Annotated in this window: 19 protein-coding genes and 1 other annotated feature; of the genes, 2 read left to right on the top strand and 17 right to left on the bottom strand. The window is 35.6% G+C overall.

Translation table 11 applies throughout. The annotated features are described in order from the left end of the window. Positions 1-263 precede the first annotated feature (263 nt). Positions 264-2,912, bottom strand: coding sequence for a valine--tRNA ligase (locus tag D2K40_RS15240; RefSeq protein ID WP_117157202.1), 2,649 nt, complete (start codon positions 2,910-2,912; stop codon positions 264-266). 72 nt (positions 2,913-2,984) lie between these two features. Further along, positions 2,985-3,274 (bottom strand) — a binding site (T-box leader). A gap of 128 nt (positions 3,275-3,402) precedes the next feature. Here D2K40_RS15240 and D2K40_RS15235 point away from each other — a divergent pair. Next, on the top strand, positions 3,403-3,591 hold the full coding sequence (locus D2K40_RS15235; RefSeq protein WP_117157201.1) for a hypothetical protein: 189 nt from the start codon (positions 3,403-3,405) through the stop codon (positions 3,589-3,591). Here D2K40_RS15235 and D2K40_RS15230 read toward each other — a convergent pair. The 7 genes from D2K40_RS15230 to hemA all read right to left on the bottom strand — a co-directional run bounded on the left by D2K40_RS15230 (position 3,588) and on the right by hemA (position 11,840). After that, complete coding sequence (locus D2K40_RS15230; protein ID WP_117157200.1) at positions 3,588-4,604, bottom strand: protein kinase family protein; 1,017 nt, start codon at positions 4,602-4,604, stop codon at positions 3,588-3,590. The two genes, D2K40_RS15235 and D2K40_RS15230, sit on opposite strands and share 4 nt — an antisense overlap. Positions 4,605-4,706: 102 nt before the next feature. Beyond that, on the bottom strand, positions 4,707-5,846 hold the full coding sequence (gene spoVID, locus D2K40_RS15225; RefSeq protein ID WP_162879241.1) for a stage VI sporulation protein D: 1,140 nt from the start codon (positions 5,844-5,846) through the stop codon (positions 4,707-4,709). Positions 5,847-6,362: 516 nt separating this feature from the next. Then, positions 6,363-7,646: a glutamate-1-semialdehyde 2,1-aminomutase gene (gene hemL, locus D2K40_RS15220; RefSeq protein ID WP_117157198.1), complete on the bottom strand. Its 1,284-nt coding sequence runs from the start codon at positions 7,644-7,646 to the stop codon at positions 6,363-6,365. Between the two features lie 21 nt (positions 7,647-7,667). Next, positions 7,668-8,645, bottom strand: a complete 978-nt coding sequence (hemB, locus tag D2K40_RS15215) for a porphobilinogen synthase (RefSeq protein WP_117157197.1) — start codon at positions 8,643-8,645, stop codon at positions 7,668-7,670. Then, positions 8,642-9,445, bottom strand: a complete 804-nt coding sequence (locus D2K40_RS15210; protein WP_117157196.1) for a uroporphyrinogen-III synthase — start codon at positions 9,443-9,445, stop codon at positions 8,642-8,644. The genes hemB and D2K40_RS15210 overlap by 4 nt, the downstream gene beginning before the upstream one ends. Beyond that, a complete protein-coding gene (gene hemC / locus D2K40_RS15205; protein WP_117157203.1) occupies positions 9,442-10,374 on the bottom strand; it encodes a hydroxymethylbilane synthase in 933 nt (310 codons plus the stop codon). The genes D2K40_RS15210 and hemC overlap by 4 nt, the downstream gene beginning before the upstream one ends. A 95-nt stretch (positions 10,375-10,469) precedes the next feature. Next, the gene (hemA, locus tag D2K40_RS15200) at positions 10,470-11,840 is read right to left on the bottom strand and encodes a glutamyl-tRNA reductase (protein WP_117157195.1); all 1,371 of its coding nucleotides are present in this window, start codon (positions 11,838-11,840) and stop codon (positions 10,470-10,472) included. 260 nt (positions 11,841-12,100) lie between these two features. Here hemA and D2K40_RS15195 point away from each other — a divergent pair, with 260 nt between their 5' ends. Further along, complete coding sequence (locus D2K40_RS15195; RefSeq protein ID WP_117157194.1) at positions 12,101-12,583, top strand: LiaI-LiaF-like domain-containing protein; 483 nt, start codon at positions 12,101-12,103, stop codon at positions 12,581-12,583. 39 nt (positions 12,584-12,622) lie between these two features. Here the strand turns inward: D2K40_RS15195 and yihA are convergent, their stop codons facing one another. From yihA to D2K40_RS15150, 9 genes are all read right to left on the bottom strand, one after another. Then, entirely contained in the window at positions 12,623-13,207 is a 585-nt protein-coding gene (yihA, locus tag D2K40_RS15190; protein ID WP_117157193.1) for a ribosome biogenesis GTP-binding protein YihA/YsxC, read from the bottom strand. A 7-nt stretch (positions 13,208-13,214) separates the two neighbouring features. Then, positions 13,215-15,533, bottom strand: a complete 2,319-nt coding sequence (gene lon, locus D2K40_RS15185; protein WP_117157192.1) for an endopeptidase La — start codon at positions 15,531-15,533, stop codon at positions 13,215-13,217. Positions 15,534-15,569: 36 nt separating this feature from the next. After that, entirely contained in the window at positions 15,570-17,225 is a 1,656-nt protein-coding gene (lonB, locus tag D2K40_RS15180) for an ATP-dependent protease LonB (RefSeq protein WP_117157191.1), read from the bottom strand. A gap of 148 nt (positions 17,226-17,373) precedes the next feature. Next, on the bottom strand, positions 17,374-18,651 hold the full coding sequence (gene clpX, locus D2K40_RS15175) for an ATP-dependent protease ATP-binding subunit ClpX (protein WP_117157190.1): 1,278 nt from the start codon (positions 18,649-18,651) through the stop codon (positions 17,374-17,376). A gap of 375 nt (positions 18,652-19,026) precedes the next feature. After that, complete coding sequence (tig, locus tag D2K40_RS15170) at positions 19,027-20,313, bottom strand: trigger factor (protein ID WP_117157189.1); 1,287 nt, start codon at positions 20,311-20,313, stop codon at positions 19,027-19,029. Between the two features lie 166 nt (positions 20,314-20,479). Then, complete coding sequence (locus D2K40_RS15165; RefSeq protein ID WP_117157188.1) at positions 20,480-21,472, bottom strand: DUF3196 family protein; 993 nt, start codon at positions 21,470-21,472, stop codon at positions 20,480-20,482. An 82-nt stretch (positions 21,473-21,554) separates the two neighbouring features. After that, positions 21,555-21,812 carry a holin gene (locus D2K40_RS15160; RefSeq protein WP_117157187.1) on the bottom strand — a complete coding sequence of 86 codons (258 nt, stop codon included), beginning with the start codon at positions 21,810-21,812 and terminating at the stop codon, positions 21,555-21,557. 114 nt (positions 21,813-21,926) lie between these two features. After that, complete coding sequence (locus D2K40_RS15155) at positions 21,927-22,229, bottom strand: hypothetical protein (protein ID WP_117157186.1); 303 nt, start codon at positions 22,227-22,229, stop codon at positions 21,927-21,929. Between the two features lie 190 nt (positions 22,230-22,419). After that, a partial coding sequence (locus D2K40_RS15150) for an RNA-guided endonuclease TnpB family protein (protein WP_162879240.1) occupies positions 22,420-22,946 on the bottom strand: 527 nt, incomplete at its 5' end.

The following is a 22,946-nucleotide window of genomic DNA, read 5'->3' as shown; positions in this document are numbered from 1 at the left end:
TATATTCTGCTGACGACCGATATATTCTGCTGACGACCGATATATTCTGCTGACGACCGATATATTCTGCTGACGACCGATATATTCTGCTGACGACCGATATATTCTGCTGACGACCGATATATTCAGGCTTCCGCTTCGCGAAAGCCTGAATATTGCCAAACAAGCAGTAAAATAACATAACCTGGCAGCTAATCAAATAAAAGCACACAAAAAGCCCAAATGCTCATCACAAACAGCACTTGGGCTTTCATTTATATCATTTATCCTCTTAATTCCTTGATTCGCTCTTCAACTTTAGCACGTTTATCCAAGTAGTCTTTTTCTTTCTGTTTTTCTTCTGCAACTACTTTTTCCGGTGCTTTACTCACAAATTTTTCATTGCCTAATTTCTTCTGGACACGTTCTACTTCTTTATTTAATTTTTCCAATTCTGTTTGCAGACGCGCAATTTCTTTCTCTGTATCAATTAGACCTTCTAGTGGTAAGTAAAGATCAGCTCCAGTTACAACTGCCGACATTGCTTTTTCTGGCACTTCTACTTTTGTTGCAATAGTCAACTCACTTGTATTACAAAAGCGTTCAAGGTAATGTCTGTTTGCTTCTAACTGCCCTTCGATATCAGTATCGTTGGCTTGGACAACTAATTCAATTTGTTTTGACATTGGCGTGTCAACTTCTGCCCGAATATTCCGTACTGATCTGATTATCGCAACAAGACGTTTCATTTCTTCTGCTGCATTTTCATCATGTAAGTCATCTCGAACTTCTGGCCACGCGGCACGTGTGATAGACTCACCCTGATGTGGCAAGTGCTGCCAGATCTCTTCTGTAACAAATGGCATATATGGATGAAGCATTCTCATTGTATTGTCAAGTACATAAGCAAGCACTGATCTCGTCGTGTGCTTTGCCTCTTCATCTTCTCCATACAATGGAAGTTTTGCCATTTCAATATACCAGTCACAAAATTCATCCCAGATAAAGTTGTATAAGTGGCGACCTGCTTCACCAAAGTCATAGCGTTCAACGTTTTTGTTTACTTGCTCAATTGTTTGATTCAACCGTGTTAGAATCCATTTATCAGCTACAGATTTTTCTCCACTTAAATCAATATCTTCGTATTTCAATTCTTCCATATTCATTAAGACGAAACGAGATGCGTTCCAAATTTTATTAATGAAGTTCCAAGTTGATTCAACCTTTTCCCATTGGAAACGTAAATCTTGACCTGGAGTTGAACCAGTTGCTAAGAAGTATCGTAAGGAGTCTGCTCCGTACTTCTCAATTACTTCCATCGGATCAACACCATTACCTAATGACTTACTCATTTTGCGACCATCAGCATCTCGCACTAAACCGTGAATTAATACATCTTCAAAAGGACGCTCATCATTAAATTCTTTTGATTGGAAAATCATTCGAGCTACCCAGAAAAAGATAATATCATAACCTGTAACGAGTGTGTTAGTTGGGAAGAAGTGTTTGAAATCTTCATCCTCCGTATTTGGCCAGTTCAATGTGGAGAAAGGCCATAGTGCAGAAGAGAACCACGTATCTAACACATCACTATCTTGCTCCCAATTTTCAATATCTGTCGGTGCTTCTTTACCTACATAGATCTCACCTGTTTCTTTATGATACCAAGCAGGGATACGGTGGCCCCACCACAACTGACGAGAAATACACCAATCACGGATATTCTCCATCCAGTGCAAATAAGTTCCTTCGAATCGTTTTGGCACAAAGTTAACTTTTTCATCCTCAGATCCATTTTGTAATTCAACTGCTTGATCTGCCAGTGGCTGCATGTTGACAAACCATTGTGTTGATAGATAAGGTTCAACAACTGCTCCGCTTCGTTCTGAGTGCCCAACAGAATGCATATGTTCTTCTATTTCAAACAACACACCAGTCTCTTGAAGGTCAGCAACTAACTGTTTGCGACATTCAAATCGGTCCATTCCTTTATATTTACCTGCTCTCTCGTTCATTGTGCCATCTTCATTCATAACCAAGATACGTTCAAGATTGTGACGATTACCAACTTCAAAGTCATTCGGATCATGAGCTGGTGTGATTTTCACTGCACCAGATCCAAATTCCTTATCAACATAATCATCTGCAATGATTTCAATTTCACGACCAACAATTGGGAGGATTACTTTTTTACCAATTAGATGTTGATAACGTTCATCTTTTGGATGAACTGCTACAGCTGTATCACCAAGCATTGTTTCTGGACGAGTCGTGGCAATTTCAATAAACCCTTCTTCATCTTTAAGTGGATAACGCATGTGATAAAAATGTCCTTTAACTTCTTCATGGATAACTTCAATATCTGATAGCGCCGTCTTTGTTGCAGGGTCCCAGTTTATAATGTACTCCCCACGATAAATTAAGTCTTTTTCATATAACGTGACAAACACTTCTTTTACTGCTTCAGATAAACCTTCATCTAAGGTAAAACGTTCACGAGAATAATCTAAACCAAGCCCGAGCATTGCCCATTGCTCACGGATAAAGCTGGCATACTCTTCTTTCCAATCCCAAGCTTTTTCTAAAAATTTCTCGCGCCCCAAATCATAACGACTTGTTCCTTGTTCACGTAATTTCGCCTCTACTTTTGCTTGGGTTGCAATTCCAGCATGATCCATACCTGGTAAATAGAGTACATCATATCCTTGCATTCGTTTGATTCTCGTAATCATATCTTGTAAAGTTGTATCCCAAGCATGTCCAATATGTAGTTTACCTGTTACATTTGGTGGTGGGATTACGACTGTATAGGGTTCTTTATGCTTATCTCCTTCTGCTTCAAAAAATTTTCCGTCTACCCAATATTGGTAACGTCCTTTTTCCACAGCAGTCGAGTCATATTTAGGTGGTAAATTACTTACATTTTCATTCATTACATTTTTTCCTCCTTTATATCTGATACATCTAGGGCGTATGAAAATCCATATAAAAACCCTTCTCATCCAATAAAGGACGAAAAGGGCTTGATTTCCGTGGTACCACCTTTGTTCACATTTCACTAAATGCGTATTCAAAAAGTCGGTAAATAAGAAGCAAGGTGACTTTTTAAACATCATCTAAAAATGTACACTTAATTAGGATATAACGGTTCTTCACCGGCTCCTTTTACTTATTGTTCAAAGAAGCTGCATCCAAGGCTACATTCCAAAACAGATAATCCTAAGAAACCTTCCAGCTAATGATTTCTCTCTCTAGAGGTATCTCCTTTTGTACTCTTCCTCTTCTTCGCATTTAACTATCATACATATATCAGTTATTTTATACAATTTGAAGGGGAAAAGTCAATACAGAACTAAAAAAGACAGGCACGAGCACCTATCTTTTTCATAAAATACACCAAAAGCATTTGAAAGGAGCAAAAAAATGAGTCGTTATTATCGGTATCGTTTACCACCATGGTGCAGAAATTGGTTAATTATAATTGAAGGTTGCATGATGCCAATTATAGTTGTTCAATGTTTACGCACATTATTTTTCCCAACAACATTGGATGTGCTATTACTTGGTATTTTTATCGGCATTTATGTTTCTTTTTATTTTAAATGGATTTAATCAGTTTGATTCTTTTCTTGTTTTTCAATAGTTTGATTCCTTACATTATTTAAGGTCTCTTGGAATATCGATCCAGCCAATAATCTGCGATAATATTCTAAGAGACTCTTTATTTGTAGCACCTGATTCTTAGTATTTTTAAAGTCTGAAATAACTTGTAAATAGGCACTAGGATTTAACAAATGAATAGCTAACAAACTTCGTTCACTATTTGATAAAGGATTTTGTTTCTCATATTGAGAAAAATCCTGAACTAATTGTGTTACATCTGAATCATGGTGAAAACATCTAGTATATACATAGTCACGTAAATCTATCATCGCATCACCAAAGTAGGCATGCTCCCAATTTATCAAGAAAGACTGATCTGGTGTAGAGATATGGTGTGTGGGAGCTAGATAGCCATGACAAATGGATTGATAAACTGTTTGTTCCTGTTTTATATCAGTTAAATAGTTATCATACCAACCATCTAATTGTTTAAAAATCATTTCAACATCACGATACTGTGTACAAACTTCTAGACCGAACGGGGGCATGTATCTTTTTTGCTCAAAATACTCTATGTAATAAAGAAGCATCGCATGCATTTCTTTGAGATTCTTTTTTTCTGTTTTAATAGTTTGTTCAATCACCTTGGACTCAATTGCGTTTGCGTATTTTGTTGTTGCATGGAGTTTTCCTATCGTGGCAAACAATATTTGTTGCTGATTACTTGCGTTAGTATGAACATCACTTTCAATCCATGGCGATAGGTAGTACATATCTTCATTTTTCATATAAAAAATTTCACCTGTTTTTGTTCGATAAACTGGAGGAATTACGGGCAGTTCTCTGATTGTCTTTATTTGATATAACTCTTTCCATTGACCAATTTGTTGTGGGTTTAGTTGTGTACGTTTTAATGCAAACTGATATTTATTACTGTTAATTTTCCATAAACGTGTTGTAATCTTAGTAAACGTGTATGTTTGAATGCCATAAGCACGTAGTACTTCAGTAATATCACTCATTTTTTCCCCCCCTATAAATCTTGACCAAGTCTATAATGAAAGAAACGATAACATACACAAAAAATGTGGATGCTATCGCTCAACTACTTTAAAGATGCATGGTTATCTGCTTTCTTTTTTACGCTTTTCTGGAATATAGAGAATTTGCCCTATTCGTAGTTCATCATCTTTTAATTCGTTCGTTTGTGATAATTGAATCGGTGATATATCATACCGTTCAGCTATCGTATCTAGAGTATCTGATTCTTGCACAATACACATCCGAAGTCTCGTAAAAGACTGTTCTTCTTTATCAGCAAAAATGTCTAATAAATAAGTGGCTTCAGGTTGTGTTTCACGTTCTTCCTCGTATTCATCTTCGTATATATTATAATCATCTTCAACATCATCATTAAATTCAAGACTTTCAGGTGAATCGATTGATTCTAACGATTCAACTGATTCTATTGATTCAATTGACTCAACTGATTCTACGATTTCTGGACTCTCATTCTTTTCCTTGTTACCAAAAAAAGATGCAATCGATTGAGATTTTTTTGTATAAGGCCAGCGGTCTTTTTCTTCTTCTTTTTCTTGTTGATATTCAACTTCTTTTTCTTTTTCTGTCTCGTCTGATTCAACTGATTCATCAGAAGAAGCCTCTGGTTCGCGCGCTTTTTCTTCAGGTTCTTTTACATCAAATGTGAAGGTTTCCTCTGTAAAGTCTGGTGTACTTTCAATTTCGCTATCTCTATTATCAACTTCTTCAATAATATTCTGTTCACTAGACTCTTCTTCTGATTTCATTAATTCTTCAGATTTCACCCCATGAATCGCAATTGTAGCTCGTATTTTTAATAGGCTATCCTCTGGAAGCTCATAATCAAATGTATCAATACCAACCATTATGTCATCTAAATTAACAATTCTTTCTAATGGAATTGATATTTCTACAGGTAAATGATGTGTAAATTGATTAACATTTTCCGCCTGTCTCTCAACATTTTCCATGAAGCGGTGAGAAGGATAATCTCTACTCTCTAGTTCTTCTCTGTTTTCTAAACTTTCCACATCATTTTCTTCAAAAAAGTATTCCCCTTTTAGCTCCATCACTCCTCGTATCGAAACGTGATCTTCATATTCCTGAATAGAAATTTCTGGTTCGAGAGATATACCAATCATTTCTTTAACTTCCTGTCCGCTTTTAAAGCGAAGCACTTCATTTAAATCAAACATAAAAACAGATGGATATTCATAGGACATTGCCATTCCTCCCTCCTAAATAAACAATACGCCATTTTCGTACGTACCTTTCTTTTACAGATATATGTACAAATAAAGAAAATATGCTAAAAACTAATATGCGTAGGATTTAGACAGGAAGAACAACAAATTATGAAAATGTGCATAGTAAGTAACGTAAGTTACCGCTTCTCAAATGAAATTAACTCCCTTTCCGCAGGCAGGGCTTTATGATGGGGCGAGTAATCGCAGCCCCACGGATTCAGCTAACTCGGAGGCAAAAACCACCTCCGATGGTAAAGTGTTTTTCTTTACCAAGTTAGCTAAGACTGAGCCCGCGGAAAGGGAATCCATTTGGGACTGCGATTACTCGTCCCACCAAAACCATCTGGTGACGGAGCGGGTTAGTAATCTTACCATTTAATGCATATTTATGTAAACTTAGTCATTAAAAAACATTCTTTTATAATATAACCATTCACAAAAAAAGTGCAGCTATATAGTAATACTATAGCTACACCTTCCTATTTATTCTAATTAAAATTTTTCAAAGGCAACTCTTGCCGCTGCGATTGTTCGATCAATATCTTCATTTGTATGTGCTGCTGATAAGAACACACCTTCAAATTGAGATGGTGGCAAGAATATCCCTTCCTCGATCATTGTGCGATAATAACTTGCAAATTGATCAACATTGGAATTACTTGCAGTCTCATAATCAACAACTGGTTCTGCATTAAAAAAGAAACCAACCATTGAACCGGCGCGATTTACTTGTAAGTCTACATCAAATTCTTGGGCAGCCTTTTGGTATCCCTCGATAAGACGATCGACTTTTTTATTGAGATCTTCATATGCTTCTTGATCCATAGCCAACAACGTCTGATAGCCCGCTGTCATAGCTAGCGGATTGCCAGATAATGTTCCCGCTTGATAAATATTACCAGTTGGAGCCATTTTTTCCATGATCTTTCTCTTCCCACCATAAGCACCAACAGGAAGTCCTCCACCAATCACTTTGCCTAGACAGGTTAAGTCTGGGGTAACCCCAAAATGACCTTGAGCAGAATGATAACCAACTCGGAAACCAGTCATTACTTCATCAAAGATAAGAAGTGAATCATTCTGTTCAGTAATCTCACGTAAGCTTTGTAAAAAGTTAGCTTTAGGTGGTACTACTCCCATATTACCTGACACTGGTTCAATAATAACTGCTGCAATCTCATCACCAAATTGCTCGAAAGCATACCGAACACTTTCAAGATCATTATATGGCACTGTAATGGTATGCTGTGCAACAGAACTTGGTACACCAGGGCTATCAGGTAAGCCTAAAGTAGCTACCCCTGAGCCAGCTTTAATCAACAATGAATCACCATGCCCGTGATAGTTCCCTTCAAATTTCAAAATTTTATCACGTCCTGTATAACCTCGTGCTAATCTCAAGGCACTCATCGTCGCTTCTGTTCCTGAATTAACCATACGCACCATTTCTATTGAAGGTACACGTTCGATCACAAGTTCAGCTAGTTTATTTTCCATTATTGTTGGAGCACCAAAACTTGTACCTTTTTCCGTAACTTCTTTTAATTTTTCAACAACACGAGGATCTGCATGTCCTAAAATTAATGGTCCCCAACTTAAGACATAATCTATATAATCGTTTCCATCAATATCAGTGATCTTTGAACCTTTTCCACTTTCCATAAAGATTGGATTCATATTAACAGATTTAAAAGCTCGAACTGGCGAATTCACTCCACCTGGTAGTAGGTCAACTGCTTCCTTATAAGCATCTACTGATTTTTCAAAATTTCTCATCTGAATAACACCTCTTATTTCCTAATTTTGCAACCATTTAGCAACGTCTTTTGCATGATAAGTTATAATTAAATTAGCACCTGCACGCTTCATCGATGTTAATTTTTCTAATACCACTTGTTGTTCATCAATCCAATTATTAAGAGCAGCTGCTTTAACCATTGAATATTCACCACTAACATTGTACGCAACAACTGGTACATCATGGCGCTCACGGACATCACGAATAATATCCATATAGGAAAGCGCTGGTTTAACTATTAAGAAATCTGCCCCCTCGTCCACATCACTCGCCGCTTCTCGCAATGCTTCTAAACGATTAGCTGGATCCATTTGATAGGTCTTTCGATCCCCAAACTGCGGTGCACTTTCAGCTGCCTCACGGAATGGTCCATAAAATGCGGATGCATATTTTACTGCATATGACATGACAGGTGTGTTCTCATAACCAGCTTGATCTAAACCCTTTCGAATGGCAGCCACAAAACCGTCCATCATGTTGGATGGTGCAATAATATCTGCACCTGCCCTTGCTTGAGAAACAGCCGCATCAACAATTAATTGTAATGATTGATCATTTTCAACATCCCCATTATGTATGACACCACAATGACCATGTGATGTGTACTCACATAAACATGTATCTGCAATTGTCAACATATCTGGGAAATTTCTTTTAATTTGTCCTAATGCCTGCTGTACAATACCATTCTCACAATATGCTTGTGTTCCTACTTCATCCTTGTCTTTTGGAATTCCAAATAATAAGACGGCATGGATCCCTAAAGCCTCCAGTTCTTTTATCTCTTGGTCTAAGTTATCTAGCGATACATGATAGACACCAGGCATGGATGAAACTTCTCTTCTAATCCCTTCACCTTCCACAACAAAAATTGGATAAATTAAATCATTTGTTGATAATGTTGTTTCTCTTACCAAGTCACGCATATGTACGGAAGATCTTAAGCGTCGATGCCGTTTGAAGTTTAATTCTGTCATTTAAAGTCACCTTCCCTTTCTTTTGAGTAAAATTCAATCAATTCTTTGATCATTTGTTCTGTTGTAAATTGACTTGGATTTATTACATGTTGAAATCCACTTTCTCTTGCAGATTCTGCGGTTGTTGTACCAATACATACACACAGCCGTGTATTTTTCACATTATCTAAATCACTTTTAACTGTTTTAAGTTGATGATTAAATGCTTCAATTGTCGAAGGACTCGTAAACGTGTATGCTTCAACTGTATCATTTTTAATCAAATTGATTAATTGCATCTGTTTGCTTTGATTTTCTACGGTATCATAAATAATCATATAATCTATGTCGACTCTATGTTCTTCTAGCAAAGTTTTCACTTCTAATGGGGATCTATTCCCCACGACTAACAGTACTTTTCCAACATTTCCAAACTGTTCAAGAAACTCCTTAGCAAATACTCTACCTTGATATTGATTCGGATAAAAATCTGCATAATACCCATAGGACCCTAAAACCTGCATCGTTTTTTCGCCAACAACAGCAAACTTAATCTTTTTTATCTGTTTAAGATCAATTTGATAACGTACTATTTGCTCAAAAAAATAAATAACCCCATTTGCACTAGTAAAAAAAATCCAATTATATGATTGAATACGTTTCAATAACTGTTGATTTTTATCTGATAGGTGTAGTTGAAAGTCTAATAACGGAATATGAACCACTTCCGCTCCAACTGCTTTTAATTGATCAATAAACATTTTTGCTTGTTCTTTTGTACGTGTTACAAGAATTTTTCTTCCTTGTAGCGGGGCATTCATTCGTTTGATAGCTCCTCTTTTACCTGATCAACAATTTGTTGGGCACCTTGCGCTTGTAATTTCGCAGCAGCAGCTTTTCCTACTTCTACCGGATCAGTCCCACTAACTGTTTCATGTAAAATTGTTTTGCCATCTGGTGTTGCAACAAGGGCTGATAAAATAATCCTCTCACCTTCAAGGTAGGCATACCCTGCAATTGGAACTTGACAACCACCTTCTAATAAGTGTAAAAATGTGCGTTCTGCTGTTACTGTACGTGTTATTTCTTCATCACGAATTTTCTCTAACCATGTAATTAATTCTGTATCTGTTTCACGACATTCAATTGCAAGAGCACCCTGTCCGACAGCAGGCACACTAACAGTAGGGTCTAAATATTCTGTTACTATATCTTTACTCCAACCCATCCTGCTTAACCCAGCCGCAGCTAAAATAATTGCATCGTAATTTTCTTCTTTTAATTTTTTTAACCTTGTATCAATATTACCACGTATCCATTTAATCTCTAAATCAGGACGAACTGCAAGGATTTGTGAACCTCTGCGCAAGCTACTTGTACCAACTATTGCACCTTTAGGTAAATCATTTAGACCAATATGATCATTAGCTATAAATGCATCCCTATGATCTTCTCTTGAAGGAATCGCACCTATTGTTAACCCTGGTGCAACGATCGCAGGCATGTCTTTCATACTATGTACTGCCATATCGATTTCTTCATCATACATTGCCTGTTCAATTTCCTTAACAAACAGCCCTTTTCCACCAACTTTAGAAAGGGTTACATCTAAAATTTTGTCACCTTTTGTAACGATTTTCTTTACTTCAAAAGTAAATGGTGCACCTACTTTTTTTAATTGTTCAATTACCCAATCTGTCTGTGTAAGTGCTAGTTTGCTCTTTCTAGAACCAATTACTATATTCCGCATTCTTATACCATTCCTTTCCTTATAATGCACTTCTTTTAATATGTAAAACATTTTGACAATACCCCACCAATCATTTGAGCGAGGTGGGGTATTAATCAGCGCATCAAAACAGGCTGCAATTGTTTTTCGTCAATTTTTTTAGCCGTTTTTAATGCAATCACATTATTCTCTTCTATTTGTTTTGTAACTTTATCTTTTACTAAATCTTCAATTCCAAAAATCTTCGTAAACAAGCGTAAGGATTCCTCTGCATTTGGTTCCACTGCTAATTCTTTCGCTTCTAATATTGGTTGTTTTAGTAATTGATTAATGATACTTTTCGTGTGTTTGCTAATCACTTTTCGTTCTCGCTCTGATAGATCAGGAATTTTACGCTGAATACTCTTCATTGTATCTGCTTGAATCGCAAGTGCATGTTCTCGTAATGAGGAGATAATAGGCACTACACCAAGTGTTTTTACCCATTCATTAAAATCAACAATTTCTTTCTCTATCAGTAGCTCAATTTCTTCTGATGCTTTGATTCTTGAATAAATATTTTGATCAACTACACCCTGCAAGTCATCAATATCATTTAAGTTAACACCTTCTAACGACGCAATAGCTGGATCGATATCGCGCGGTAAAGCAATGTCAACAATAAATAACGGTTTTCCTTTTCGAGCTTCTACAATTGGTTTTACAGTTTCTTTAGTTAAAACAAACCCTTTAGAATCCGTTGAGCTAATGAAAATATCAGCATCGAACAAAGCTTCATCCAATTCATCAACTGGACGCGCTTGTCCTTGAAATTTATTAGCAAGAGCTTGCGCCTTCTCAAATGTACGATTTACAACTGTTATATTTTCAACACCTGAACCTTGTAGATTTTTGGCCGCTAATGCTCCCATTTTCCCTGCACCTAATATCACAATATTTTTTGGAGCTAAGTCTGAAAACATTTTCTTCGCTAATGTGACAGCAGCATAACTAATAGATACTGCATTTCCACCAATTCCTGTTTCTTTATGTGCACGTTTAGCAAGTGTAATAGCTTGTTTAAATAACTGATTAAACATAGTTCCTGTAATACCATTTCGTTGAGCAATTAAGAACGCATGCTTTATCTGACCTAAAATTTGTGTTTCGCCTATGACCATAGAATCCAGTCCAGTTGTGACTCGAAATAAGTGATCTTTCGCTCCATCATTTTCATAAATAACTAAATGGGAGGAGAAATTTTCTTTATCAAGTCCAAACCAATTTGCTAAGAATTGCTTCAAATAATAACGTCCCGTGTGTAATTGGTCAACCACAGCATACATTTCCGTTCGATTACATGTGGAAACAATCACATTCTCCAATACACTTTTTTGTTGGTTTAACGCCTGCATTGCTTCTACTAGCTCATCAGATTGGAACGTTAATTTTTCTCTGATATCAATCGGAGCAGTCCTATAATTGACACCAATCATCAGGATATGCACACTATCTACCCCCAAGTTTTCGTAACACAAGGTTACACTTCTTATTATATCAAATTTTATATCGCTCAGTCCTATGTTACAAGGACAGTTCTTTGACATTTTTCATTTCTATTGCTATTTTTTCATTCCTCATGATTAATATGGTAAAATAATTAATATATTAAGTTAATATTTTTCAACACTTATGTACTTTAACACATTCACCTGCTACAATCAACTAATCACTACTACTTAATAATCATTATAAAAAGGAGATAGAGATGCGAAAAAAACCCACACTAACAGCTTTTCTATTAATTGGAATAGGCATTTATTTTCTATTAAAACAACTGAAATTCCCAATCATTACAGATTTTTATTCTTGGCCCACTTTACTAATTATTGTTGGGGTTGCTTTTCTATTACATAGTTATATGGCTAGAGATTACGATAAATTATTTCCTGGCACAATCATACTTGGTATTGGTATCCACTATCACAGTTTGCGTCATTATTCATTTTGGATTGATCATTGGGGGATTTATACAATTATTGTAGGTTTAGCACTATTAATAAGATACCAAAAAACAAAGTCAGGCTTATTCCCTGGTTTAATTCTTTTAGTTATATCATTTATTGCAATTTTTGCATCTAACCAACCTACGTGGTTTTATTGGATTAATGAATTTATGACTTTTCTAGAAACCTTCTGGCCGATTACACTCATACTATTTGGCACATACCTATTAATTAATAAAAAATAGCAAACCAATACTGGCTTGCTATTTTTTATTTGGTTAATATTATAAGATAAAAGATTCAATTGCTTTCCAAGCAGTATCTTTGCCTTGTGCTGTTTCAGATGAAAATGGAATAATCACATCTTCATCATGAAGTTGTAATGTTTCTTTAACTTGTTTAACATGTTTACCTACTTGACTTTTTTTTATTTTATCAAGTTTTGTTGCAACTACAATAACTGGTATTTCATGAAACTTTAAAAATTCATACATAGTTACATCGTCCACACTAGGGCGATGACGAATATCAACAACATGAACAGCTGCTTTTAAATTATCTCCTTCTAAAAAATACTCCTCAATCATTTTTCCCCAAGCTTCACGTTCTGTTTTCGATACTTTTGCATACCCATACCCAGGTACATCAACAAAATGAAAGAAATCATTTATTCTATAGAAATTTAAAGTTTGCGTTTTTCCTGGTTTTGATGAAGTACGCGCTAATGCTTTACGGTTGATCAATTTATTGACAAAAGAAGACTTTCCTACATTTGATCTTCCTGCTAAAGCAATTTCTGGAAGATCTCCACTTGGATACTGTTTCTGAGAAACAGCACTAATAATCATTTCAGCTTTGGTTACTTTCATACTACAATTACTCCCCCACTAAAGCATGTTCTAAAACTGTGTCTAAATGTTGTACAGGAATGAATGTCAAATCCTCTCGTACACTTTCAGGTATATCTTCTAAATCTTTCTCATTATCTTTTGGAATAATGATTGTTGTTATTCCAGCGCGATGTGCACTTAGTGATTTTTCTTTTAAACCACCTATTGGTAAAACACGTCCGCGTAATGTGATCTCTCCTGTCATACCTACTTCTTTTTTCACTGGTCTATTTGTTAATGCAGATACTAGCGCTGTTGCTATTGTAATACCAGCAGAAGGGCCGTCTTTTGGTGTTGCCCCTTCTGGAACATGGATATGAATATCATTTTTTTGATAAAATTCTGGATCAACATCTAATTTTTCTGCACGTGAACGGATGTAACTAAATGCAGCCTGTGCTGATTCTTTCATTACTTCCCCTAACTTACCAGTTAACGTTAAATTGCCTTTTCCAGGTACAATGCTAACTTCAATTGCAAGTGTGTCACCACCAGCCGATGTATAAGCCAAACCTGTCGCTGTACCAATTTGATCTTCTTCTTCCATCATACCATAACGGAACAATGGTTTCCCTAACAAACTTTCTAATTGCTTCTCTGTCACAATAACACGTTTTTTATTTTCTGAAATTATAATTTTTGCTGCTTTACGACATAAAGAAGCTAATTGGCGTTCTAAACCACGTACGCCTGCCTCTCTCGTATACCGACGAATCAACTTCAATAACGCTTCATCTCTTAACTGTAACTGTCCTTTTTGTAGGCCGTTTTCTTCTAGCTGTTTAGTTAATAAATGTTCTTTTGCAATATGTTGTTTCTCTAGCTCTGTGTACCCTGCAATTGAGATGACTTCCATTCTGTCTAACAGTGGTCTTGGAATGGTTTGTAAATTATTTGCTGTTGCTACAAACATTACCTTACTTAAGTCATAAGTCTCCTCAATAAAATGATCACTAAAAGTACTGTTTTGCTCCGGATCTAAGACCTCTAACATAGCGGATGATGGATCTCCACGAAAATCACTTGCCATCTTATCAATTTCATCCAATAAAAAGACAGGATTAATTGTTTCTGCTTTTTTCATTCCCTGCATTATACGACCCGGCATTGCACCAATATACGTTCGACGGTGTCCTCTGATTTCTGCTTCATCTCGAATCCCTCCTAGAGATATTCGAACAAATTTCCTATTTATTGCCCGGGCAATTGATTTTGCTAATGACGTTTTCCCAACACCTGGAGGGCCTACTAAACATAGAATAGGTCCTTTTAATGATTGTGTTAAATGTTGTACAGCTAAATATTCTAACACGCGTTCTTTCACTTTTTCTAAACCATAATGATCTTGATCAAGAATCTTTTCAGCATGGTGAATATTTAGATTGTCTTCTGTTTCATTTGTCCATGGCAATGCAGTTAACCATTCTATATAATTACGTATTACGGAGCTTTCTGCTGATGTTTGCGGTACTTTTTCAAAGCGATCTAGTTCCTTATTAGCTATTTTAGAAATTCGCTCTGGCATATTTGCTTCATCAATTTTTTCTTTTAAAAGCGCGACATCACCTGTTTTTCCATCTTTGTCACCAAGCTCTTTTTGAATCGCCTTCATTTGTTCGCGTAAATAATATTCTTTTTGTGTTTTTTCCATCGATTTTTTCACACGATGACCGATTTTTTTCTCTAAACTTAATACTTCTCTTTCATTTGAAATATATTGAATTAATTGCTGTAAGCGTTCTTTTACTTCTCTTGTTTCTAATATCTCTTGCTTAACTTTAATTTTAAGTGATAAATGCGATGCAACTATATCTGCTAAACGTCCCGGTTCTTCTATATCTGCAACGGTTTGATAGGTTTCTTTATTCAATTTTGTAGAGACACCTATGTATTGTTCAAATTGCTTCAATAATGAGCGCATTAGCGCATCTTCTTCATTTTTACTTGTATGAGCATCTTCAATTGGTTCAATTTCAGCATTATACAGTTCTTCATCCTCTGTAAATTCGACGATCTGCCCCCTGTATAACCCTTCAACCAGAACACGAAATGTTCCATTAGGTAATTTCAACATTTGTTTGACATTTGCAACAGTACCGATTTGATAGATGTCTTCCTTTGCTGGATTATCGATTGAACTGTCTTTTTGAGCAGCAAGAAAGATCTGATGATCCTCTAGCATTGCTTTTTCTAAAGCTTTAACTGAGCGTTCCCTGCCTACATCTAAATGGAGGACCATGGTAGGGAAAACTAAAATACCTCTTAAAGGTAGTAGCGGCATTTGCACATTATTTTTTTCTGTCATTTTTGTACCTCCGAATCATTAACATGTATACTTTATTTAACTTGATTTTTTATCATTATAAACCTGTTGAGATGATGTACTTTTACTGTCATCTAATACATAAGGTAATGCATCTTCAAATGTCTCAATAGGTATTACAGTGATATCATTGATCTTTTGTGTTAATGTATGATAATTCGCTTTTGGTATCAACACTGTTTTAGCACCTGCTTGTTTAGCGGCTTTAATTTTTATCGTGACACCACCAATTGGCATAACTTGTCCATAGAGACCTATCTCACCAGTCATAGCAACTAAGTGATTCACAGGTATTTTCTTCATACATGAATATATACCAGTTGCGATTGCCAGGCCAGCTGAAGGACCATCTACTGGTGTCCCACCTGGGAAATTGACATGAATATCATATTGATGCGCAGGAATACCAAGTGACTTTAAAAAAGTGACGACTGTCTCTACAGATGCTTTTGCCATACTTTTTCGCTTAATCGATTTTGATTGACTACCGATTGTCTCTTCCTCTGCAATTCCTGTAATCGTTATTTTGGGTTCATGTAACGCAGGCAATAGTAACACCTCAAGTGGTAGCAAGTACCCCGTACTAGGACCTAATAAAGCTAAACCATTTACCATTCCTATTTCGCTTTTACTTGATACTTGACTTACCGGGCGAGGTGTAAGTCGACTCACTTCAATTACCCATTCCATATGCGAAGCATCAATTATAGCTCGACTTTCTTTCTTAGCAACACTCGCTGCTATTTGAATAATATTAACTGCTTCACGTCCATTTTGCGCATAATCTGCAAGGATATGTAATGCAGCGTCTGTTAACGGTATAGCTACCTTCTCACTAGCTCTTTTGGCAATTACCATCATATCACTTTGTTCCAAATCACGAAAATATATCTCCAAGCAACGTGAACGAATTGCTGGTGGAATTTCTTCTGGCATCCGAGTTGTTGCACCAATTAACCGAAAATCAGCTGGCAACCCTTCAGTGAATATGCGGTGAATATGACGTGGTATATTTTTATTCTCTTCACTGTAGTATGCACTCTCATAGTGTACTATACCATCTTCTAAAACTTTTAATAATTTATTCATTTGGATTGGGTGTAATTCCCCAATCTCATCAATAAATAAAATACCACCATGCGCATTTGATACTGCCCCTCGTTTTGGTTGTGGGATTCCAGCTTGTCCCATTGCACCTGCTCCTTGATAAATTGGGTCATGGACAGAACCCATTAAAGGATCTGCAATACCCCGTTCATCAAATCTGGCTGTGGTAGCATCTAATTCGATGAACGGTGCGCTTTTAGCAAATGGCGAATCACTATTTCTCTTTGCTTCTTCTAATACTAACCGCGCTGCTGCTGTTTTACCAATTCCAGGCGGACCGTAAATCAGCACGTGTTGTGGGTTACTATTACATATCGCAGCACGTAAAGCTTCAATACCATCTTCTTGTCCCACAACTTCTGTTAATGTTTTTGGTCTAATTCTTTCAGATAATGGTTTTGTTAACTGTATATTTTTCATTGCACGTAGCAATTCTAATTCTTTTACTGATTCTTTCTCAATTACGCTTTTAGATGATCGTTGACTTTTTAACATATTCCAAAAGTACAGCCCAATCACAATACCAAAAAATAACTGGATAACCATAACAATACTAACAAGATTCATAAGCTACCTCCGCAAAATAAGATACTTGTTAGTATTTCCGCAAAACGTTGGAGTAAACATCATACAAAGACAAAACTAATCTATTTATATGTATAGGGAAATCCCTTGCTATAAGATAACAAGGGATTTCTATCGAATTAACAGATCCTTATGCACTTTCTTTCGGTGACTCTTTGTTTTCATCTTTTACAGTACCATCTACTAATACCAATTTAGGACGGCCATTTTCTAATGTTACTGTATCTTTTGTGATAATACATTTTTCAATATCATCACGTGAAGGCAATTCGAACATCACATCTAACATGATGCTTTCTAGAATTGAACGCAAACCACGCGCACCAGTTTTTCGTTCAATCGCTTTTTTAGCAACTTCTACTAATGCCTGTTCTTCAAATTCTAATTCAACATTGTCGATTTGGAATAATCTTTCATATTGTTTTACTAATGCGTTCTTAGGTTTTGTTAATATTTCAATTAGAGCTTCTTCATCTAAAGGCTCTAATGCCCCGATTACAGGAAGTCGACCTATTAACTCTGGGATCAAACCAAAGCGTAATAAATCTTCCGGTAATACTTTTGATAGAAGTTTACCTTTATCCATTTCATCACTTTCAGAATCAGCACCAAAGCCAATTACCTTTTTACCTAAACGACTTTTAATAATTTGATCAATACCATCAAACGCTCCACCTACAATGAAAAGAACGTTCGTCGTATCAATTTGAATAAATTCTTGATGAGGATGTTTTCGCCCGCCTTGAGGTGGGACACTTGCTGTAGTACCCTCTAGAATTTTTAGTAATGCTTGTTGTACACCTTCACCAGACACATCACGTGTAATCGATGGGTTTTCAGATTTACGAGCAACTTTATCAATTTCATCAATGTAGATAATACCCTTTTCTGCCTTCTCCACGTCATAGTCAGCAGCTTGAATTAATTTCAAGAGAATGTTCTCGACATCTTCACCCACATAACCCGCTTCAGTTAACGATGTCGCATCTGCTATTGCAAAAGGTACATTTAGAATTCGAGCCAGTGTTTGTGCTAATAGTGTTTTACCGCTACCAGTTGGCCCAATCATTGCAATGTTACTTTTAGCAAGTTCAACATCATCAGTTCCTCTTGATGCGTTAATTCGTTTATAGTGATTGTATACAGCTACAGATAAATTCTTCTTAGCTTTTTCTTGACCAATTACATAATCATTTAAAATATCTAGAATTTCTTGTGGTTTTGGAACATCTTTAAACTCAACCTCTTCATCTGTTCCTAGCTCTTCTTCCACAATTTCTGTACATAATTCTATACATTCATCACATATATAAACTCCTGGACCAGCGACTAACTTTCGCACTTGATCTTGGCCTTTTCCACAAAATGAACATTTTAATTGTCCTTTTTCTTCATTAAATTTATACATCTATTTCACCCCTCAAGTGTAAAAAGTATCTATTTGATAGGAAGAAGCAGCATTCTTTTCGTTAATGCCTCTCTTCATCATGATATCAGATAAAAGTATGATTACAAAGTAATACACTTTTAGCCTCTAAAAACAGTCTTTCCTAACCAGTATCTTACTAAACAATTGTTTCTTTTTAGCACCGATACAATTATGTTATGTTCAAAAAATAAATCGTACACTTTATTATGTATATTATTAGCAAAATGTCAAATAAGTAGTTATATGTATGTAGTTTAACTTATATGTATAATCTATTTTTTAGTTATGTTAGAAAACAAGGCACAAGATAAGTGCCTTGTTTTCATATTATAGTTTCAGGTAGTACAAATTTTATTATTTTACTTTGCTGTTTTCTGCAAGAAAGTCGATAGCCTTTTTGAATTTAAGGTCTTCTTTGATTGCATCTGTATTACCACCAAGCATTTGTGTAAGTTGTTCCACATCTACTTGATACATGCTAGCCATTGTTTCTAATTCTGCATTAACATCTTCATCTGTTGCTTCAATGTTCTCTGCAATTGCAATTGCTTCAAGTGTAAGATTTGTTTTAACACGTTTACCAGCATCTTCTTTCATTTGCTCTTTTAAAGCATCAGCATCTTGTCCAGAGAATTGGTAATACATGTCTAATGTCATACCTTGTTGTTGTAATCTTTGTTCAAATTCACGTAACATACGATCTAACTCATTTGTGATCATAGCTTCTGGAATCTCAACTTCTGCATTATCACTTGCTTGTTGGATAAGTGATTCACGTTTGTTATTCTCAGCTTGAGCTTTCTTATCGTCTTCTAAACGTGTTTTTGTTTTTTCTTTTAATTCTGCTAATGTCTCTACTTCTTCATCAATATCTTTAGCAAATTCGTCATCCATTTCTGGCAATTCTTTCGCTTTAATTTCATGGACCTTCACTTTAAATGTAGCTTCTTTACCAGCTAATTCTTCTGCATGGTATTCTTCAGGGAATGTTACAGTAACTTCTGTTTCTTCGCCAGTTTCTTTTCCAACTAATTGTTCTTCAAAGCCTGGAATAAATGAACCTGAACCAATTTCTAATGAATGATTTTCAGCTTTTCCGCCTTCAAAGGCAACGCCATCAACAAATCCTTCAAAATCCATTACAACAGTATCGCCTTCTTCTACTTTACCTTCTTCTTTCACAACAAGCTCTGCTTGCTGTTCTCTTTTTTGTTCTAATTCATTCTCAACTTCTTCATCTGTTACTTCAACAGTTTCTTCTTCTACTTCAAGCCCTTTATACTCACCTAAAGTTACTTCTGGTTTTACAGTAACAGTTGCCGTGAAAATAAAGTTGCTTCCTTTTTCGATTTGCTTAACATCTACTTCTGGTTGATCAACAGGTTCGATACCTGTCTCTTCAATCGCATTAGCATAAGCCTCTGGCAAGATAATATCTGCTGCATCTTGATAAAGTGACTCAACACCAAAGCGTTGTTCAAATAATCCGCGTGGTACTTTACCTTTACGAAAACCTGGTAATTGAACATCTTTTACTACTTTTTTGAAAGCCTGGTCTAGTGCTTCGTTGAATTTCTCAGCTTCCACTTCAACTGTTAAAAGGCCTTGATTGCCTTCTTGTTTTTCCCATTTTGCTGTCATACTAATTCCCTCCAAAAAATCTAAAATAATTCTATTCGCCGTTCATTCATTGTACGATTCTTCTATACGAGACCCGAACGCAAATTGCGACCATCTTATTATAACATAAACGTGTCCCCTTTCAAGATTTAGAATCTTTAACTAATTGATTTTCACTTTTATGTATTTATTCATCCATTATTGAGAAATAAATTTTCTCACAATATATTATTTCCTCTATGTAAAATTTAACGTCTTTATCTTCATCTTTATTTCTATTACCTTGTTGATTCTCATCAACAAAAGATGCATGAACCAACTCGTATAATGCTTGTTTCATTAAATGCACATTGCTATTATCAGGAATGAACGGATATGTAACATACAAATACCGGTATAGTAATTGGTCAGCTAATTCAAATAAAGAAGGATTTTGTTGCTCCAATTCTTCTAGCTTTTTTCTTAGATTATTTCGAAAAGGATGATCCATAATAAAAGGATACGTACTTGGATTTATTACCATCGTTTTAGAAAACTTTTTTATTGTCATTTCTTTATCTATTGAATCTGCTTGTAACAATCCTAAAATTGATGTTTTAATTACTGGGTGAACTGTTTCGTCCATTAACATATCTTGAAAAAGTGTTAAATACGCAGATAAATCAATTTGGTGAAGATGATTTACCAGATGCCATTGTACAACCGTATCATTCTGTTTGACAGCTTCCTGTAATTCTTTCAATGTCGAAAGTGCTTGTTTTTCTTGTTGTTCTGTTCTTAACTTTTCATTTACTTGGTATAATGTATCCAATTGTGCATGAAATGGGTCTGGGATTGTATTGTATTGAAACACTTCTTCTAACAATTCCGACACTTCTTGATATTTATTTGCCTGAAATAATAAGGTAGCATAAATATGTACATAAGAATAATACTGGTCGTCACGTTTTGCAAGTAATTTTTCACACATTGATTCAGCTTGATCTTGCAACCCTAACTCTATTAAGCACGTCAGTTTTCCAACTGCAATTTCCTGCTTATCAATTTCATAAGAAAGAAGGGTATCGAAGTCCTCCAGCGCATCGTGGAATCTCTTTTCTCGTAACGCTCGATACGCCTCTTTCTCCATGTCTTCTCTCCACTTTGGAAAAAGAACTATTTTTTGCTCATTATGATTCATGAGACATCCTACTCTCAAATAATTGTTGTTTGTATGCAATCTTAATTGAAAAACAATAGAGAAGCAACTTTATTCATATCTATTACTTTGTCATACCTTCCCTTTTATTCACAATTTCAAACAGACCCGTTGCAGATAATCCAGCAAGACCACCAGCCCACAATCGTAATACAATTTCCATAGAAGTAAACGGATAGGCAATTACTCCAATAGTAAGTCCAATAACAAAACTAATAGCTGGTATTATATTCTTCGGCAACCTAAATGTTCGTTTAACTAATTCTACTAGCGCAGTTACAATTGGTAACAGCACTGTTGCAAACATAAGTACTTGATCCATTATATCACCTCCAATATAGCTTACGAGGTGATCGAAAGGAAAATGCTTGTACAATAAAATAATTATTAAAAACAAACGACATTACAGTATTATTTTAAGTATTTAATATTTTTATCACTCAATAGTTAAATGATTAAATTGTTTTGAGTTTTTCATTGCAAACTTAATAATTTCTTTATAAGTATCTGTGTCAAATTCATTTCTTGTTGGACTGTAGAGTTTAGCCGTACCTTCATCAATAACTTTAATCCTTTCTCCACCTCGGACATACAATGTTACATAAAAAAAAGGCTCTGTCATATTATTTTGGATAAGGAATTCTTTAGGGAAATCAGCCTTAATTAGTAACCGATCTTCAACATGTTTTAAAGATAGTTGACTGTAAAAGCTAAGGTTTTTGATATTATTAATAAACACTATAAAGCACTCCTTTAAAATCCTAAAAGTTTTTAAAACTGTAAACAAATTATAATTCAATTCTATCATATTTTACCAGACAGACCTATTTTTTCACTTAAACTTCAACTCATTTGAACTACTCGGCACTGAAGTACCGAGATTCCTAAGTACAGAAACCTATCGGTTTCTAATTGATTAGGCGATCCCCTCAGGTCCTGAGGTTAAGAAGTCTTACGGCTTCATTTTTAAGATTGATTCCTGTGTTAATATCACGGTCAAGATGGGTATGGCACTTCATGCACTCCCATTCACGTAATCCGAGATTTTTAACGTCTTTGTTTTGATAGCCACAACAGGAGCAAAGTTGACTGGATGGGAAATTCTTCGCAACTGTTACAACCTGTTTGCCATACCATTCGGATTTGTATACAAGCATTGCTTTGAATTCTGCCCACGATACTTCACTGATTGCCTTTGCCAGGTTGTGATTTTTGAGCATATTACTTACTGACAAATCTTCCATACCGATCACGTCGTGGTTTTTGACAATCTCAGTGGAGATTTTATCTAAGTAATCTTTTCGTGCATTAGTAATTTTTTCATGGATGCGAGCAACTTTAATTCTAGCTTTATGCCAATTTGCACCACCTGTTGTGCGTCTACTCATCATCCGCTGTGCTTTGGCTAACTTTTCTTCCAAGGTTCGAAAAAACTTTGGATTAGAATAGATTGTCC

The sequence above is a fragment of the Paraliobacillus quinghaiensis genome, assembly GCF_003426025.1.
Lineage (GTDB): Bacteria > Bacillota > Bacilli > Bacillales > Amphibacillaceae > Paraliobacillus_A > Paraliobacillus_A quinghaiensis.
Note: the sequence above shows the minus strand (reverse complement) of the source record. Positions and strands in the feature narration are given on the sequence as shown.

What these genes read in the sequence shown, in the direction of transcription:
- D2K40_RS15240 (WP_117157202.1), bottom strand. Translation starts at nt 2,912, where the DNA reads ATGAATGAAAATGTAAGTAATTTACCACCTAAATATGACTCGACTGCT.
- hemC (WP_117157203.1), bottom strand. Translation starts at nt 10,374, where the DNA reads ATGCGGAATATAGTAATTGGTTCTAGAAAGAGCAAACTAGCACTTACA.
- tig (WP_117157189.1), bottom strand. Translation starts at nt 20,313, where the DNA reads ATGACAGCAAAATGGGAAAAACAAGAAGGCAATCAAGGCCTTTTAACA.
- hemL (WP_117157198.1), bottom strand. Translation starts at nt 7,646, where the DNA reads ATGAGAAATTTTGAAAAATCAGTAGATGCTTATAAGGAAGCAGTTGAC.
- D2K40_RS15230 (WP_117157200.1), bottom strand. Translation starts at nt 4,604, where the DNA reads ATGAGTGATATTACTGAAGTACTACGTGCTTATGGCATTCAAACATAC.
- clpX (WP_117157190.1), bottom strand. Translation starts at nt 18,651, where the DNA reads ATGTATAAATTTAATGAAGAAAAAGGACAATTAAAATGTTCATTTTGT.
- D2K40_RS15160 (WP_117157187.1), bottom strand. Translation starts at nt 21,812, where the DNA reads ATGGATCAAGTACTTATGTTTGCAACAGTGCTGTTACCAATTGTAACT.
- yihA (WP_117157193.1), bottom strand. Translation starts at nt 13,207, where the DNA reads ATGAAAGTAACCAAAGCTGAAATGATTATTAGTGCTGTTTCTCAGAAA.
- D2K40_RS15235 (WP_117157201.1), top strand. Translation starts at nt 3,403, where the DNA reads ATGAGTCGTTATTATCGGTATCGTTTACCACCATGGTGCAGAAATTGG.
- lon (WP_117157192.1), bottom strand. Translation starts at nt 15,533, where the DNA reads ATGACAGAAAAAAATAATGTGCAAATGCCGCTACTACCTTTAAGAGGT.
- D2K40_RS15165 (WP_117157188.1), bottom strand. Translation starts at nt 21,472, where the DNA reads ATGAATCATAATGAGCAAAAAATAGTTCTTTTTCCAAAGTGGAGAGAA.
- D2K40_RS15210 (WP_117157196.1), bottom strand. Translation starts at nt 9,445, where the DNA reads ATGAATGCCCCGCTACAAGGAAGAAAAATTCTTGTAACACGTACAAAA.
- D2K40_RS15195 (WP_117157194.1), top strand. Translation starts at nt 12,101, where the DNA reads ATGCGAAAAAAACCCACACTAACAGCTTTTCTATTAATTGGAATAGGC.
- hemB (WP_117157197.1), bottom strand. Translation starts at nt 8,645, where the DNA reads ATGACAGAATTAAACTTCAAACGGCATCGACGCTTAAGATCTTCCGTA.
- lonB (WP_117157191.1), bottom strand. Translation starts at nt 17,225, where the DNA reads ATGAATCTTGTTAGTATTGTTATGGTTATCCAGTTATTTTTTGGTATT.
- spoVID (WP_162879241.1), bottom strand. Translation starts at nt 5,846, where the DNA reads ATGTCCTATGAATATCCATCTGTTTTTATGTTTGATTTAAATGAAGTG.